This window comes from Pseudomonas sp. LBUM1658 (genome assembly GCF_059716055.1).
The window spans coordinates 3,951,964-3,966,960 of record NZ_CP166798.1 but is presented as its reverse complement, the minus strand read 5'-3'; the positions used below and the strand labels follow the sequence as shown (position 1 = coordinate 3,966,960).

Annotated in this window: 12 protein-coding genes and 2 pseudogenes; 5 read left to right on the top strand and 9 right to left on the bottom strand. The window is 58.3% G+C overall.

All coding sequences use genetic code 11. From position 1 onward, the window contains the following. The first annotated feature begins 3 nt into the window (after positions 1-3). Entirely contained in the window at positions 4-897 is an 894-nt protein-coding gene (locus ACA064_RS18020; protein WP_497669343.1) for a polysaccharide deacetylase family protein, read from the top strand. A 177-nt stretch (positions 898-1,074) separates the two neighbouring features. Here the strand turns inward: ACA064_RS18020 and ACA064_RS18015 are convergent, their stop codons facing one another. Then, a complete protein-coding gene (locus ACA064_RS18015; RefSeq protein ID WP_497669342.1) occupies positions 1,075-1,386 on the bottom strand; it encodes a helix-turn-helix domain-containing protein in 312 nt (103 codons plus the stop codon). A gap of 523 nt (positions 1,387-1,909) precedes the next feature. Further along, positions 1,910-2,203, bottom strand: a pseudogene (locus ACA064_RS18010) (substrate-binding domain-containing protein); the annotation flags it as partial. A gap of 44 nt (positions 2,204-2,247) precedes the next feature. Here ACA064_RS18010 and ACA064_RS18005 point away from each other — a divergent pair. Continuing rightward, complete coding sequence (locus tag ACA064_RS18005; protein WP_497669341.1) at positions 2,248-2,598, top strand: substrate-binding domain-containing protein; 351 nt, start codon at positions 2,248-2,250, stop codon at positions 2,596-2,598. 40 nt (positions 2,599-2,638) lie between these two features. Here the strand turns inward: ACA064_RS18005 and ACA064_RS18000 are convergent, their stop codons facing one another. After that, positions 2,639-3,697, bottom strand: a complete 1,059-nt coding sequence (locus ACA064_RS18000) for a LacI family DNA-binding transcriptional regulator (protein ID WP_497669340.1) — start codon at positions 3,695-3,697, stop codon at positions 2,639-2,641. Positions 3,698-3,834: 137 nt separating this feature from the next. Between ACA064_RS18000 and ACA064_RS17995 the strand changes: the two genes are divergently transcribed. Continuing rightward, positions 3,835-4,758: a TIM barrel protein gene (locus ACA064_RS17995; RefSeq protein ID WP_497669339.1), complete on the top strand. Its 924-nt coding sequence runs from the start codon at positions 3,835-3,837 to the stop codon at positions 4,756-4,758. Positions 4,759-4,784: 26 nt separating this feature from the next. After that, positions 4,785-5,953, top strand: a pseudogene (locus ACA064_RS17990) (Gfo/Idh/MocA family protein). A 97-nt stretch (positions 5,954-6,050) separates the two neighbouring features. Here the strand turns inward: ACA064_RS17990 and ACA064_RS17985 are convergent. From ACA064_RS17985 to ACA064_RS17960, 6 genes are all read right to left on the bottom strand, one after another. Further along, positions 6,051-7,043 carry a LacI family DNA-binding transcriptional regulator gene (locus tag ACA064_RS17985; RefSeq protein ID WP_497669338.1) on the bottom strand — a complete coding sequence of 331 codons (993 nt, stop codon included), beginning with the start codon at positions 7,041-7,043 and terminating at the stop codon, positions 6,051-6,053. 75 nt (positions 7,044-7,118) lie between these two features. Beyond that, positions 7,119-8,621 carry a glycoside hydrolase family 32 protein gene (locus tag ACA064_RS17980; protein WP_497669337.1) on the bottom strand — a complete coding sequence of 501 codons (1,503 nt, stop codon included), beginning with the start codon at positions 8,619-8,621 and terminating at the stop codon, positions 7,119-7,121. Beyond that, positions 8,618-9,763: an ABC transporter ATP-binding protein gene (locus ACA064_RS17975; RefSeq protein WP_497669336.1), complete on the bottom strand. Its 1,146-nt coding sequence runs from the start codon at positions 9,761-9,763 to the stop codon at positions 8,618-8,620. Before ACA064_RS17975 ends, ACA064_RS17980 begins: the two co-directional genes overlap by 4 nt. A gap of 27 nt (positions 9,764-9,790) precedes the next feature. Then, a complete protein-coding gene (locus ACA064_RS17970) occupies positions 9,791-10,633 on the bottom strand; it encodes a carbohydrate ABC transporter permease (RefSeq protein WP_497669335.1) in 843 nt (280 codons plus the stop codon). Then, complete coding sequence (locus ACA064_RS17965; RefSeq protein WP_497669334.1) at positions 10,630-11,592, bottom strand: carbohydrate ABC transporter permease; 963 nt, start codon at positions 11,590-11,592, stop codon at positions 10,630-10,632. The genes ACA064_RS17970 and ACA064_RS17965 overlap by 4 nt, the downstream gene beginning before the upstream one ends. A gap of 21 nt (positions 11,593-11,613) precedes the next feature. Beyond that, positions 11,614-12,888 carry an ABC transporter substrate-binding protein gene (locus ACA064_RS17960; protein WP_497669333.1) on the bottom strand — a complete coding sequence of 425 codons (1,275 nt, stop codon included), beginning with the start codon at positions 12,886-12,888 and terminating at the stop codon, positions 11,614-11,616. A 166-nt stretch (positions 12,889-13,054) separates the two neighbouring features. On the opposite strand from ACA064_RS17960, the gene ACA064_RS17955 reads away from it, so the two are divergent. Then, complete coding sequence (locus ACA064_RS17955) at positions 13,055-14,620, top strand: carbohydrate porin (protein ID WP_497669332.1); 1,566 nt, start codon at positions 13,055-13,057, stop codon at positions 14,618-14,620. Positions 14,621-14,997: the final 377 nt, after the last annotated feature.

The following is a 14,997-nucleotide window of genomic DNA, read 5'->3' as shown; positions in this document are numbered from 1 at the left end:
AGCATGATTAGCAACCCGATTGTTTGGCCAAATGGCGCGCGTTGTGCCGTAGCCTTTACATTTGATATGGATGCAGACAGCATTCTGCATGTGGCACACCCCAAAGACTCGGCGACACGGGTTGCCAGTATTTCCATGCTGCAGTACGGTCCTGACGTGGCGGTTCCAAGGATTGTGGAAACTTATCGACGTTTTGAGATCAAGCAGACGTTTTTTATTCCGGCCTGGTGCATCGAGCACTATCCCAAAGCCATTGAGGCCATCGTCGAAGGTGGTCATGAAATTGCCCATCATGGCTACATACATGAACATCCAAACGAACTGAGCCGAGAAGAGGAGGCTTATTGGCTTGATCGCGGCTGCGACACCATCAAGCGCTTCACTGGCCAGGCTCCGCGCGGATGGCGGGCACCGCTCTACAACATGTCAGAGCACTCTGCCGACTTGTTGATTGAACGAGGTTTCAGTTATGACGCTTCTTTGATGGGGGATGATGTTCCTTATCTGTTGCGTACCTCGGCTGGCGAACTGGTGGAACTGCCTTCAAGCTGGGCCCTGGATGACTGGCCGCAGTATATGCATAGCATCGACCTTGATTTTCAGATGCCGATTCAATCGCCTCAACGAGCTGTCGAGGTGTTCAAGGCCGAGTTTGATGCGGCGTGGGAGTATGGCGGTCTATTCATACCGGTTTGGCACCCGTTCCTTTCAGGTCGTCTGGCACGATGGCGTGAGGTGACCAAACTGATCGAATACATGAGGTCAAAAGGCGATGTCTGGTTTGCTCGTCTTGATGAAATCGCGGCTCATGTTCAGAAAAGTGTCGCTGAGGGGGTCTACACACCGCGCATTGACCAGTTGCCTTACTATCAAGGGCTGGTGAGGGCAAGTAGATAGCCTGTTCCAGGATTAGGTTGTTGTGTATTGAAAGCGGCCATCCATGGATGGCCGCCACTCTTGTTGAGAGACTCGAAAAGCGCTGGTCATCTCCGACGTTGACATCGCTATCCACCGGCGCGGTCAAATTGATCAGGCGTTCGCGGCGCAGCAGGGTGTTGGGATGTTCGCTTTAACTCAACCTGCCAGCACGTCCCGAAAAACATCAGGACGAAGTGCTGCGATATGCAGCAATGATCTGGCGGCACCAGACGGAGAGCGTCGCCCTTGCTCCCACTCCTGCAGCGTTCGCACCGATACGCCCAACAGTTCGGCAAATTTGGGTTGTGACAGCCCTGTCTTGCTACGTGCTTCGGCGGCCTCGGTCACTTCTACATGGTGGGCGTCGCCATGACGGCCAGCCTTTACATCGATGATGGCGGCCAGCAATTCCTCGCCGAGGTTGCGCTTGGCATCACGTGCCAAGAGCTCTTTTTCAGTCAGGACCATGATTCATCTCCTTTGCGATTGTGCGCAGGATATGCGCTGGTATGTTCTCGGTAGCGCCTTTGCCGTAGCAGCAGGGCAACCAATGCTCCGCTAGCGAGTTGCGCGGTGTAGATAACCCTCACGGCACCGCTTTGCCACGGCCATCCATGCTCCTGCGCACTTTGCGGCAACCCTCGGAGCCGGGTATCACCGCTCCCGCATCCGGGTTGTTGGCCAAGTAGGACATGAAGGCACCACACTCTTCTTCTGTCCAGTAGTCAGGCCAAAGTTTGCTAAACAGCGGAGATTCGATAATTGTGAGCATGGGCGAATCATACGTCTTTGACGTATATTGCAAGCACCTCCCTTGTGAGTCAGTCAGTAGTGCTTGTTTGAAAATTACTACATAAGGTTTTTTAAAGAGAGCAATACCCGATGAATATCGGGCATAAAATGACTAGTCCGCCCAATCCAACGGCCCGGAAAGGAACAGTATTTTGTCCGCAGGCCAAGACGGTCACCCTGGAGCAACCGCCGCGCAACGCTACTTGAAACGTGCTTGAAACTCAGGAACCTGTCCAGGCGTGATCAGCTCATAGGGCACCCATATTTCCGATTCCACGGGCTGGCCCTTGATCATCTTGAGAGCAGTCTGGAGGGCGCTCGTGGCTTGTTCATGGGGGTTCTGGAAAACCGAGGCGGCCAATAGTCCGCGCTTGATGGCTGCCAGGCCATCCGGCAGGCCGTCCACGCCCACCACCGGAATCTCCCCCTTGGTCTTGCCAGCCTGTTGCAGCGCCATGGCTGCGCCGATGGCCATCTCGTCGTTATTTCCGATCCTGGTTCCGCGAGCACCAGCCGGGTTATCAAGTACTGGACCCGGTGCTGACCCTGGAGTGCGTCGATCGCGCCCGCGAAGTCACCCAATCGCTGCTTGAGGCTCACAGCGACCTGGTCGGGCTGTATGTGAGTGGCGGCGGGGTAGAGGGGGTCATCGAGGCGCTTCGGCATAGCGAAAGGAAAAAAGACATCGTGGTGGTGTGCACCGATCTGACCGAGGTGACTCGCGCAGCCCTGGTCGACGAGGTCGTCGACGTCGTGCTTTCGCATCCCCGCGAGGTGCTCGCCCGGGCAATGATCGAAGCGATGGCGGAGCATCTTCACTGCGGGTCAGGCGGCGGTACTCAGGTGCACCTGCTGCCCTTTGAGATAGTGACCATTGAAAGTCTCTGAGGTCCCCGGGATTTAGCGGCCTGCGGATGCACTGCAGAGACTAAACGCTTTCAGGTACATCAATCTGAAGTGCAAGCATGACTTTCGTGGCGATATCCGCCGAGGGATCGATCGCCGCATCCACCATGACTTTGACGGTAGTCTGCGCCAGTGCCACGACTGGATGTGAAAGCACGCATTGAACAACGCCGTCACGCAAGGCTGCCTGGGTGATCGGTGTCAGGTCGTGGCACACCACGATGGGCAGCGCGGTCTTGCGGGCTTTCAGTTCACGCAGGGCGTTGATGACGCCCTCGATGCCGCCGCCTGCCACGTACAGACCGACAAGGTCGGGCTGACTGCTCAGCAGGTCGAGCGTGCCGGCATAGGCAAATTCCTGGTCCTCCAGGGTGAGGCGCGTCGCCAGTAATTCCCAGTCCTGGGATTGCTCCGAAAGGAAGGAGCGGAAACTCATTTCGCAGAGTTCCTGACACTGAAAACGCTGGGTCCCCAGCATCACTGCCACAGGTCCCGCCCGGGGCGCCAGGTTCTTGATGAACCAGCCGGCAGTGCGGCCCATTGACCTATTGTCGACACCGACATAGCTGGCGCCGGCCGACGCACTCAGTTCGGATACCAGGGCGACAACGGGAATGCCGGCAGCACGCAGCTCAGCCATCGCATTGCGCACGGCCGGATGGTCTGCCGCCACCACAGCCAGCGCGTCGACCTCGCCTTGTAGCTTGAGGATGCGTTGTGCGGTGGCGTCCGGGGCGAGGTCATCGATGTAATGGATCATCACCCGAACCTGGGCACGGACGCTGGACGCTGCAGCCTCGGCCAGGGCTTTGGCCAGGCCCTGATAAAACGCCACGCCACGCTTTTGCAACAGAAATCCCAAACGCACGGTAGGGCGCTGCTGAAGCAGGCGCTGCTCGATCACATTGCGACCGTAGAAACCCAGTCGCGCAGCGGCCTCGGCAATGCGCCGCGCAGTATCGCCGCGCACGTTGGCACGCAGATTCATCACCCGATCCACGGTGGACAGGCTGACTCCCGCGGCCTCGGCGACATCCTCCATGGTTGAACGGCGGCCGGGCGGCTGGCTTTGCTCTGACATGAAATGAAAGGCTCTCTAAGGTATTTGACGGGTTCTGACAGATATGACGCAAGGACTATAGCAGCCGAGGACCTCGGCAACTTAGGCTTTCTGCGAGCGAACAGTGCCACTCACAACAACAATCATCGGAGCCTGAAATGACCCTCCATATCTCTACCGCGCCTTGTTGCTGGGGCGTAGACGATGTCAACAACCCTCATTTACCGGCTTGGCGGCAGGTGCTCAGTGAAGCCGCGCAAGCGGGCTATCGCGGCATTGAACTGGGGCCTTACGGTTACCTCCCGCTCGACGCCCAGGAGCTAGGCCAGGTGCTGGCTGAACACCAGTTGAATGTCGTAGCCGGAACCATTTTTGACAATCTGGTCGATCCCGCCAACCTGCCGAATCTGCTGGAACAAACCCGAAATATCTGTGCCTTGCTCAAGCAACTGCCAGAGGTGCCGCAGGAGCCGGGGCAACGTTTCGCCATGCCCTGTCTGGTGGTCATCGATTGGGGACATGAAGAGCGTGACTATGCAGCCGGACACTCCGAGCGCGCACCCCGTCTGACGTCCGATGCCTGGCTGGGCATGATGAGCCACATCCGAGCCATCGCTGATCTGGCCTGGTCGGAGTTCGGCGTGCGCACGGTGATTCATCCCCATGCCGGGGGGCACCTCGAATTCGCCGACGAACTGGCGCAATTGGTCGCAGATATTCCCTACGAAGTGGCCGGCCTGTGCCTCGACACCGGCCATCTCCACTACGCCGGCATGGACCCGGTTCAGACCCTGCGCCAGTACGCGGATCGCCTGGATTACCTGCATTTCAAAGACATCGATCAGGCGGTGTTTGATCAGGTGCTGGGTGAACACATCAGCTTTTTCGCAGCCTGCGCCAAGGGCGTGATGTGCCCGATCGGCCAGGGTGTCATCGACTATCGCGCCTTGCGTGAACTGATCACCGAGCTCGGTTACCAGGGCTACATCACGGTCGAGCAGGAACGTGATCCACGTAACGCCCATGGCAGTCTGCGCGACGTTGCAGCCAGCCGCACCTACCTCGCTAAGGCAGGTTTCTGATTTCTCTCACGCGAAAGGACTTACTGATGATCAACGGCAGCAAGCGTATTCCAAAACCACTTCGTTGGGCCATGGTGGGGGCGGACGCGACAGTCAGATCGGCTACATCCATCGCTGCGCGGCGTTGCGTGACCAGTCGTTTGTGCTGGTCGCCGGCGCCTTCGACCTGAACCCGGAGCGCGGCCGGGCCTTCGGCGTGGAACTGGGGGTTGATCCCGAACGCTGCTATGCAGACTATCGCAGCCTGTTTGCCGGGGAGGCCGAACGCCCGGATGGCATCCAGGCCGTTTCCGTGGCAACGCCCAATGGCACCCATTTCGCAATCACCAAGGCCGCCCTGGAAGCGGGGCTGCATGTCGTCTGTGAAAAGCCGTTGTGCTTCACCCTCGAGGAGGCGCGAACCCTGCGGGAAATTGCCTTGTCCAGAAACAGAGTGGTGGGGGTTACCTACGGCTACGCCGGGCATCAACTGATCGAGCAGGCCCGGCAAATGATTGCCCAGGGTGAATTGGGCGACATTCGCATGGTGCACATGCAGTTTGCCCACGGTTTCCACTGCGAGCCGGTGGAGGCGCAGAGTGAGGCGACCAAATGGCGAGTCGATCCGCGCCTCGCCGGCCCCAGTTATGTACTGGGAGATGTCGGCACTCATCCGCTGTACCTGTCGGAAGTCATGCTGCCCGAGCTCAAGATCAAGCGGTTGATGTGCAGTCGGCAAAGCTTCGTCGCAAGCCGCGCGCCGCTGGAGGATAACGCCTACACCTTGATGGAATACGAGGGCGGAGCGATGGGCATGGTTTGGTCGAGTGCGGTCAATGCAGGCTCCATGCACGGCCAGAAGATTCGCGTGATCGGCTCCAGGGCCAGTCTTGAATGGTGGGATGAACGACCGAACCAACTGTCATTCGAAGTCCAGGACAAACCCGCCCAGGTGCTGGAGCGCGGGATGGGCTATTTGCACCCCCATGCCTTGCTCGACGACCGGATTGGCGCAGGACACCCGGAAGGACTCTTCGAGGCCTGGTCGAACCTTTACTACCGTTTCGCCCTGGCCATGGATGCGGCAGACCGTGGCGACGTCGAGGCCTTGGCATCGGTGCGCTATCCAGACATTCATGCGGGCGTCGCAGGCGTACGGTGGGTGGAACGTTGCGTGCAGTCAGCAGATCTGGGTGGCGTCTGGATCGAGTATTGAGGCTCTGGACTATTGCTCTACAGGGAGCCTGGGGCCCTAACGACAGAGCGCTGACCGCCATGACCGTAGTCATGGCGTGCGCATTGTCGTCAATCCCTCATAGCGACGCCCGGACCACCAATGGACAGTCAACTGGCTGGGCTCCCGATATTTCGAGGGCCTCGATCAGGTGCCGGGTAGCATTGCGACCGATCTCGTAGTACGGCAGCTGCACTGTGGTCAGCGGCGGGATGAACAGTTCGGCGATGCCGATCATGTTGTCGTAACCGAGCACGGCGACATCGTCAGGAATTTTCAGACCACGGCCCAACAACACCTGATAGGCACAAAAAGCAATGCGGTCGTTACCACAGATCAGAACGTCGAATTGGGGGCGACCATCAATGATGTGCCGGTCGAGGATGGTTGCGGTTTCACCATAGGCATCGTGATCGGAAAGGTCGTATTGCAGGAGTGCATCAGGGGCCAGCCCGAATGACTGACAGGCGCGTTGCAGGCCTTTTTGTCGCAGACCCCAGGCCAGACTCTGTTTGGGCAGATTGATAAACAGAGGGCGCCGATAGCCTTGGTTCAATGCGTAATGTACGGCTCGATACTGCCCCGTTTCGTCGTCCGGTACATAACTGACGAGGCGACTGTCATCTGCCAGGCAATTGGCAAGCACCAGGGGTTTGCTCTTCAAACGCTCGGGAATGCTCACCTGGCGTAACCCCATGGCGCTGAAGATCAACCCGTCGGGACGGTGGGATAACATCAGGTCGATGTTCTGGTCGGTGGGCGGGTTGCTTAACAGGTTGAGGATAAATACATTCCAGCCGGCTTGCTGCGCGGTCTGTTCGATGGACAGCAGCAGCTCGACGGCGAACGGTGTGGTCGCGGTGTCCAGAGCGAACACACCGATGGTTCGCGTCTGGAGGTTGTCGCCGCGAATCCTGCGCGCCGACAGGCTCGGCACGAATTGCAGTTCGTCAATGGCGCGACGCACCCGCTGATAGGTTTCGGGGCTCAGTTTTTCCGGATTGTTGAGCGCTCGAGAAACCGTCATCAGGGACACGCCGGCCAGCTGTGCAACGTCTTTCACTGAAGTCATGCGAGGCGAGGCCGGTCAGGTTGACGCAGAATCATGACACATGGCCCGGGCTTCTCGCGACTCGAATGATGCAGCTCACAGCCATCCCGAGGCGAGAGGCCATGCCTTGGGAATGGAGACACGCCCGCCACTCCCGCTTGCAAGGAGCTTAACGCCCAGGCTGTCGGACTGCGGATAGAGGCGACTGCTGAGGCTGAAGCGCCCGTTTTCGTCGAACACCTCGATGGACGAGCGATCGAGAAACACGCGCAGTTCCAGTCGCTCTTGCTTTCGGTCTATCGGAACGCTGCGTTGACCTGTGACTTGCGCACCCGAGCGGCTACGGTCAAGCACCAGACGCTGCAGCGACGCATCGTAGTAGAGCAGGGTTTCTTCGTGGCCATCGTCGCTGCAACGCAAGGCGATTCCCACTTGGCCGCCAGTGCAGCCGCGCAGATCCAGATGCACATGGATTTCGAGCATATCGCCATTCACTTCCGGCACCCACCGGGTTCCCGACTCATCCCACCAAGGCGTGCTCGGCAATGGTGCCTTGCGCAGTGCGGCGAGCTCCCGTGCCGGATACACGCAAAGGCGATCTGCGCACAGTTCAAGTTCGCGCGGCAAACCGAGCATGCCGCACCAGTGATGGGCCTTGCTCGGCGACGGGCTGTCCCACATGTCGAGCCACGCCCACACAAGGCGCCGACCATCGGCGGCCAATAGCGTTTGCGCTGCATAGAAATCGTGGCCGTTATCCAGCTCGATAAAAGGTCCGCCAGTGAAGTGCCATTTGCTGTCGAGTTGGCCCACTCGATAACCGGTCTGGTACTTGTTGAGTCGTTCGTAACCCTGGGGTTGCATGCCCTGGGGGGAGTACAGCAGCACATCGCATCCGTTCAGTCGGAACAGATCCGGGCACTCCCACATATATCCATCGCCCTCGCTACCGCTGGACACATAATCGACGAACTCCCAGGCGTGCAGATCCGTGGAGCGGTACAGCGGGAGCAATGGCACATCGCCCAGACGTGCGGCGGCAATCAGGTACCAACAGTCATCCTCCTTCCATACCTTGGGGTCACGGAAGTGCATGATGGTGTCTTGCGGCGCGGTCTCGATGACGGCGCCATGCTTGACGAACCGGATGCCGTCGATGCTGGTGGCCAGGCACTGGACTTGACGGATCGAGCGTTCGTCACCCACTTCCCCCAGCCAGGTGTGCCCGGTGTAGATTAGTGCCAGGGTATCTCCACACACCACTGCGCTACCGGAAAAACAACCGTCACGGTCGAAGTCATCGCCGGGCGCCAGCGCAATGGGCAGATACTGCCAATGCACCAGATCGGCACTCTTGGCATGCCCCCAGTACATCGGGCCCCATTTCGCTTCGAAGGGATAGTGTTGATAGAAAACGTGATATTCGCCACGAAAGTACACCACCCCGTTAGGGTCGTTCATCCAGCCCGCTTGGGGGGCAAGATGGTAACCGGGTCGATAATCGTGGATGACGCGAGACAGACCGTCACTCAGCGCACGCTGCGCGAGGTCAAGGGAGGAAGGCATTGGATCGCTCATGGAATTCAAAGGCAAGGTCATAGGGCGCGTGCTCGTACCGAGCGCAGAGAGGCGCCATCCGGCAGGGTTTCAATGGCTTGTGGGTGGCGTTTCAAGGCCGTGCCATCGGCGTCGAACACATGCAGATTGCCGATCTCCAGTTGCAGTTCGACCCGATCGCCCACCTGCCATCCGGCGTTGACCTCACAACGACAGATCAGTGGCTCGTCCTGACCTGTGTCGAGGTGCACATAGGTTTCGCTGCCCAGGTATTCGACCCCGGTCACGACGACGCCGGCGGTACCATTGGCAATCTTGAGTGACAGGTGTTCCGGGCGAATCCCCAGGCTCAGCAGCGTGTCCGCCGCGAGGTTCGAGCTGTCGAAGGGCAGGGACGTCATACCCAATACGGGGCTATCGACCAGGCTGTTTTCGCCTGGGGCATGCAAGCGCGCCGGCAGAAAGTTCATTCTGGGCGAACCCAGAAAGCCGGCGACAAAGCGGCTGGCCGGGCGCTCATAGAGTTCGCGCGGTGAGCCGACCTGCTCTACGCGACCGCCATTGAGCACGACAATTTTGTCGGCCAGGGTCATCGCTTCCACCTGATCGTGAGTGACGTAGATCATGGTCGAGCCCAGTCGAGCATGCAGCCGGGCGATTTCGTTGCGCATCTGCACCCGCAAGGATGCATCCAGGTTGGAGAGCGGCTCATCGAACAACAAAATGTCCGGTTCCCGCGCCATGGCTCTGCCCATTGCCACACGCTGACGCTGCCCTCCGGACAGTTCCTTTGGCTTGCGTTGCAGCAGTTTGTCCAATTGCAGGATTTGCGCCGTTTTCAGCACGCGCTCGCGCAGGCTGCTTTTTTCAGTCTTGGCCAGTTTGAGACCAAAACTGATGTTGTCGTAGACGCTCATGTGCGGGTACAGCGCATAAGACTGAAACACCATGCCGACGCCACGCTCGCGCGGCTCCAGGTCGTTGACCCGTCGCCCGTCGATCAGCAGATCGCCGCCGCAGATCGAATCCAGTCCGGCGATCAGTCGCAGCAGGGTCGACTTTCCGCAGCCCGAAGGGCCAACGAACACCACGAATTCACCCGCAGCGATCTCCAGGTTGACGTCGCGAAGAATCCGCATGCCGCCCAATTGTTTGTTCACGTTGTCTAGCTTCAACTTGATCACGATGCTGTTCCTTGTAGTTGTTGGGCATCAACCCTTTAACGCGCCAGTAGTGAGACCGGAAACGATTCGGCGCTGGAAGATCAGCACCAGAATCACCAGTGGGACGGTGACCAGCACCGATGCAGCCATTAACAGCCCCCAGGGCAGCTCATGGGGACTCCCGCCGGAAATCAACGCGATGGCGACCGGCACCGTACGTTGCGTGTCTGTCAGGGTGAAAGTCAGGGCAAACAGGAACTCATTCCAGGCGGCGATGAAGGCCAATAAGCCAGTGGTGACCAGTGCGGGCCAGAGCAACGGCAACAGCACCTTGGTAAGCGTGACCCAGGGCGAAGCGCCATCCATGATTGCCGCTTCTTCCAGCTCATGGGGCAGTTGCCCCATGAACGTGGTCAGCACCCAGACAGTGAAGGGCAGGGTGAAAATGGTGTAGCTCAGGATCAACGCCCAGGAAGTGTTGTAGAGACCCAGGGCGCGGATCACCTCGAACAGCCCCGACAGCACAGCGACCTGGGGAAACATCGACACGCCAAGGACCATCATCAATACCGTGCCACGCCCGCGGAATTTCACCCTGCCCAAGGCATAGGCGGCGGTCACGCTGAGGAACAACGCCAGCGTCACCACGCTAAGCGCAACTACCAGCGAGTTACCGATAGCCCGCAGGAATGAGGATTGGTGGAGCACCGCCGCATAGTTGGAGAAATCGACGCTATCGATCCAGTAGCTCACCTCGAACAATTCGCTGGACGGCTTCAACGAAGTCACGATGGCGTAGTAGAAAGGGAAGACCGCATACAGCAGCAAAACCCCGATCAGGCACCAGAATCCGAGGCGCAACAGTGCTTTTTTCAGTAGTCGCGGGCTCATGACCGGACCTCCAGTTGACGGCGTCCGAGGTAGAGATAAAGCATGGCGATCACCGCCACGACCAGAAACAGCAGAGTCGAGGCCGCGCTGCCGTAGCCAACGTCCTGGAACTCCACCAGGTGCTGGCGGGCATAGACCGACATACTCATGGTGCTCGAAGAGTTCGAGGTCAGCACATAGATGACGTCGAATACCCGCAGCGAGTCGAGGATGCGGAAGATCGCCGCCACCAGCAATGCAGGCATCAACAGGGGAAGCGTGACACGCCAGAACACCTTCAGCGGGTGAATGCCATCGACCCTGGCGGCTTCGTAACAATCGCTCGGCAACATCTGCAAGGCAGCCAGCATCAGCAGCGTGACAAAAGGGACGGTCTTCCAGACGTCGACGATGATCACCGCCCACATCGACAGGTCCGCATCTGCCGTCCAGGCCAGGGGCGCGTCAATCAGGCCGAGGCTCAGCATCATGTGATTGATGATGCCGAACTGGTCGTTAAGCATCCATGACCAGATCTTCGCTGAGACAATGGTAGGAATCGCCCAGGGAATCAGAATCAACGCACGTACCAGGGAGCGTCCGGTGAACTTGATGTTCAACAGTAACGCCACCAGCAGTCCCAGTACGACTTCCAGTCCCACCGAAACCACAGTGAAATGCAAGGTGTTGCGCACAGCATTCCACCATTGTGGATCGACCAGGATGCCCGACCAGTTGGTACCGTCGTGGAACAGATAATTGCTCAAGCCTACGAAGGAACCGCCACTCGTGTCTGCGAGGCTGGCGTCGGTCAGGCTGAACCAGAATGTACGCAGTAGCGGCCAGGCGGCCACCAGAGCCAGACACACCAGCATCGGTGTCAAAAACAGCCACGCGGCGCGTACTCGGCGACGCTGTACAGGTGTTTCCCTGGCGAGGAGGTGCTCGTCACAGGGGGCATGGGTAGAAGAGACAGACATGGTGATTTCCTTCCTTGTGGCTTACCAGTTCCGGCGTTTGATGCGCGTGAGTTCGCTTTCCAGCTCGGCCAGTGCCTGATCGACGGGCAGCTCGCCCGCCAGCACGCCATGCACTCGATCAAAGAACGCATTGGAGACCCGTGGATAGCGATCGGCGGTTATTGATGCGGGGCGCATGACCCCATCGCTGAGAATGCTATGAAGCTGACTGTAATAAGGCATTGCCGCGAGCAGTTCGGGATCTTGATAGAGCGACTCGATAACCGGGTTATAGGCGCTTGCCAGAGCACGATGTTTCTGCTGCCGGGCACTGCTCAGATAGCTCACCAGCTCTGCGGCAAGTTTTGGATTGGCGCTGTAACGCGAAACCGCCAGGCCCCAACCGCCGAGGGTGGATGCGTGGGTGCCGGCCTCGCCGCCTCGGGGCAGGGGAGCGACCCCGACCTTGTCTTTTACGGCACTGTCCTGGCTTTGCACCAGAGCCCAGACATAAGGCCAGTTACGCATGAACAGCGCATTTCCCGACTGGAATACGCCACGTCCTTCCTCCTCGGTGTAATTGAGTACGCCACGCGGGGAGATGTCTCCCACCCAGCTTTTCGCCAGGGTCAAAGCAGTTCTTGAGGCTTGGCTGTTGACCACGATTTCTCCTCGTGGATTGACCAGTCCGCCGTCCGGTTGGCTGCTGATCCACTCCAGTGCATTACACGTCAGGCCCTCGTAGGCGCGCCCCTGAAATATGTAGCCCCACACATTGGGGTTTCCGGCGTTGCGCTCGGCCTGTTGAACATCCCTGGCGGTGGAGGTCATTTCCTCCCAGGTCTGAGGGACCTGCTTGTTGTACTTCTCGAGCAAGTCCTTGCGGTAATACAGCAGACCCGAGTCGGTGAACCACGGCATCGTCACCAGTCGCCCATTCACTGTGGCGTTATCCACCTGTGACTGGAAGTAGCCTTGGGTCGCGTTGGCTGGAAGCACCTCGCGCAGATCGATCAGATGATTGGCCAGCATCCCCGGCCACACCATATCGATTTGAATGATGTCGATGTCGGCGGACTGCGCGCTGAGGATCTGTTGGTAGAAGGACAACCTCTCGGTCGCCGAGTTAGGCGTGGAAACCACCTCGACGTTATTGCCGGTCTGTTTCGACCACGCCTCGACAGCCTCCTTGCAGAGCTGTAACTCCGCGCCCACCGCACCGCACGAGATCGTCAAATCGGCCGCGGTCGAGAGGGATGGAAGTCCGACACAGATGGTGAGTAGCGCTGCTGGAAGGAGAGATTTCAGCTGTTTCATAAAGCCCTCTTTATTTTTGTTTTTAGAAAAGTTAACGTTAACATCGCCAATGTAGCAGCGTATTTGCGATGAGGCATCCTTTATTTTGTCGATTCGGACAATTCACGAATGACGAAAAAAGGTCTGCCGCGGGAACAAAACAATAAAAACAAAACAGGAAATCCACATGCACAAAGCATCAAGCTGGCTACTCGCAGGCGTGCTCAGCACATCGGCGGCAACCTCTCAGGCCGCCACTCTGGAAGAACGCATGGCCGCGTTTGAAGCCCGCGCAAGCGCAGCGGAGAAGCGTGCGGCCGCAGCCGAACAGCAAACTCAGGCGCTCGCCAGGGAATTGCAGCAGATCAAACTCGCCACTCCCGCCTTGCAGCCCGCGGCGTCTACTGCGGCAGCAATTTCAGCGCCTGCTTTGGACACCCGGCTGGCAAAACTCGAAGCCCGTCAGCAAAGCATGGAGAAAGAGGGCAGTACCGGACACCTTACTGACGGGTTCAGCTTCAAAGGCTACGCCCGCTCCGGATTGTTGATTGGTGATGGGCTTGGGGGTGGCCGTGGAGGCCCTTATACAACTCCTGCCGGTTCAGTCGGTGGTGCAGTCGGGCGACTGGGTAACGAAGACGACACCTACATGCGCATAGACCTGTCGAAAGAAGCCTATGCGCAGAACGGCACCCGTTCCAAATTCACGGTTTCCATCGCCGACGGCGTGGAAAGTTCCAATGACTGGACGGCCGACGAAAGCAACTTGAACGTGCGTCAGGTATTTACCGAACTCGATCATCTCGCCGCGTTCAAGGGCAATTCAGTGTTCGAGAACTCCACCCTGTGGGCAGGCAAGCGATTCGATAGAGATAATTTCGATATCCACTGGCTTGACTCGGACGTCGTCTTTCTGGCCGGCACCGGGGGTGGTATCTACGATGTGCAAATGAACAAGGATTGGCGCTCGAATTACTCCTTGATCGGGCGTAACTATGGGGATTTCAGTGAAGGCGGTATCAATGCCGATGTGGAAAGCTACATCCTGACCTCCAACCAGTTCTTCGATAGTGGTCAGTGGCAGTGGATGTTCAATGGTATTGGCTCAAAGAAAAACGACATCGGTACCCGCAGCAATGAAGCGGGTCTGACGCCTGCGGATTCCGGCTTGCACAGCATGCTGGCCAATCACCAGAAAGACTTTTTCGGCAGGGAAGGCTTCTTCAAAACGGTGCTGCTCTATGGGCAAGGTCTGGGGGCAGAGGTCAAGAATATTGGCTCGGATGGCGAACTGATCGACGACGCCCGCGCTCTGCGTCTGGCGCTTTACGGCGAGACGCCCCTTGCGCCTGGCTGGCGCATCGGCCCCAGTTTGCTGGCCGAACAGAGCAAGAATCGATACGTTAATGGTGACGACTACCGCTGGCTGACCCTGAACGTGCGTCTGGCCAACGAAATCAACAGCAATTTCGAGATGGCTTACGAAGTGAGCTGGCAAACCATGAACCTCGACCCCAAGGGCTACCTGCAACGTAATGCGGTCGACGGTAACTTCTGGAAATTCACGGTCGCCCCGACATTCAAACCCGACTTTGGAGACCTTCTCACACGTCCCGAATTGCGAGTGTTCGCAAGCCTCATGAACTGGTCTTCGGACCTGGACAGATACAGCACCTCAGACAACTTCGGCAAGACGGACTTCAACGCCGGGGGTGTATGGCAGTACGGCATACAGATGGAAACCTGGTTCTGATATCCGCTTCATCTGCGACAATCAGTCTTCGGGCAAGTGCAGCTGGACCTCCATGGCGTCATGCAGGAGTCTGACGCAATGCGGTGAGGATCAATGCCTGGTATCACTGCCGAAATCCACCCCTCAACCCAACCCTCTCCCCACGGGGGAGAGGGAGCAAAATGTGGGTTTCTGAGGATGTGCTGCGACCTGAACGTCATACGTTGAATCCATAGTCGACTCGGTTTCACAGGTCGCAGCAGCTCGGCGGATACCAGAGATCAGTTCCCTCTCCCCCGTGGGGAATCCCTACAGTGAGGGGTGGTTCCTGAGCCTGGTGAACAATCTGAAGCGCTCTTCGCAAAAAATCCGCTTAACTGACCGGCATTACGGCAAGG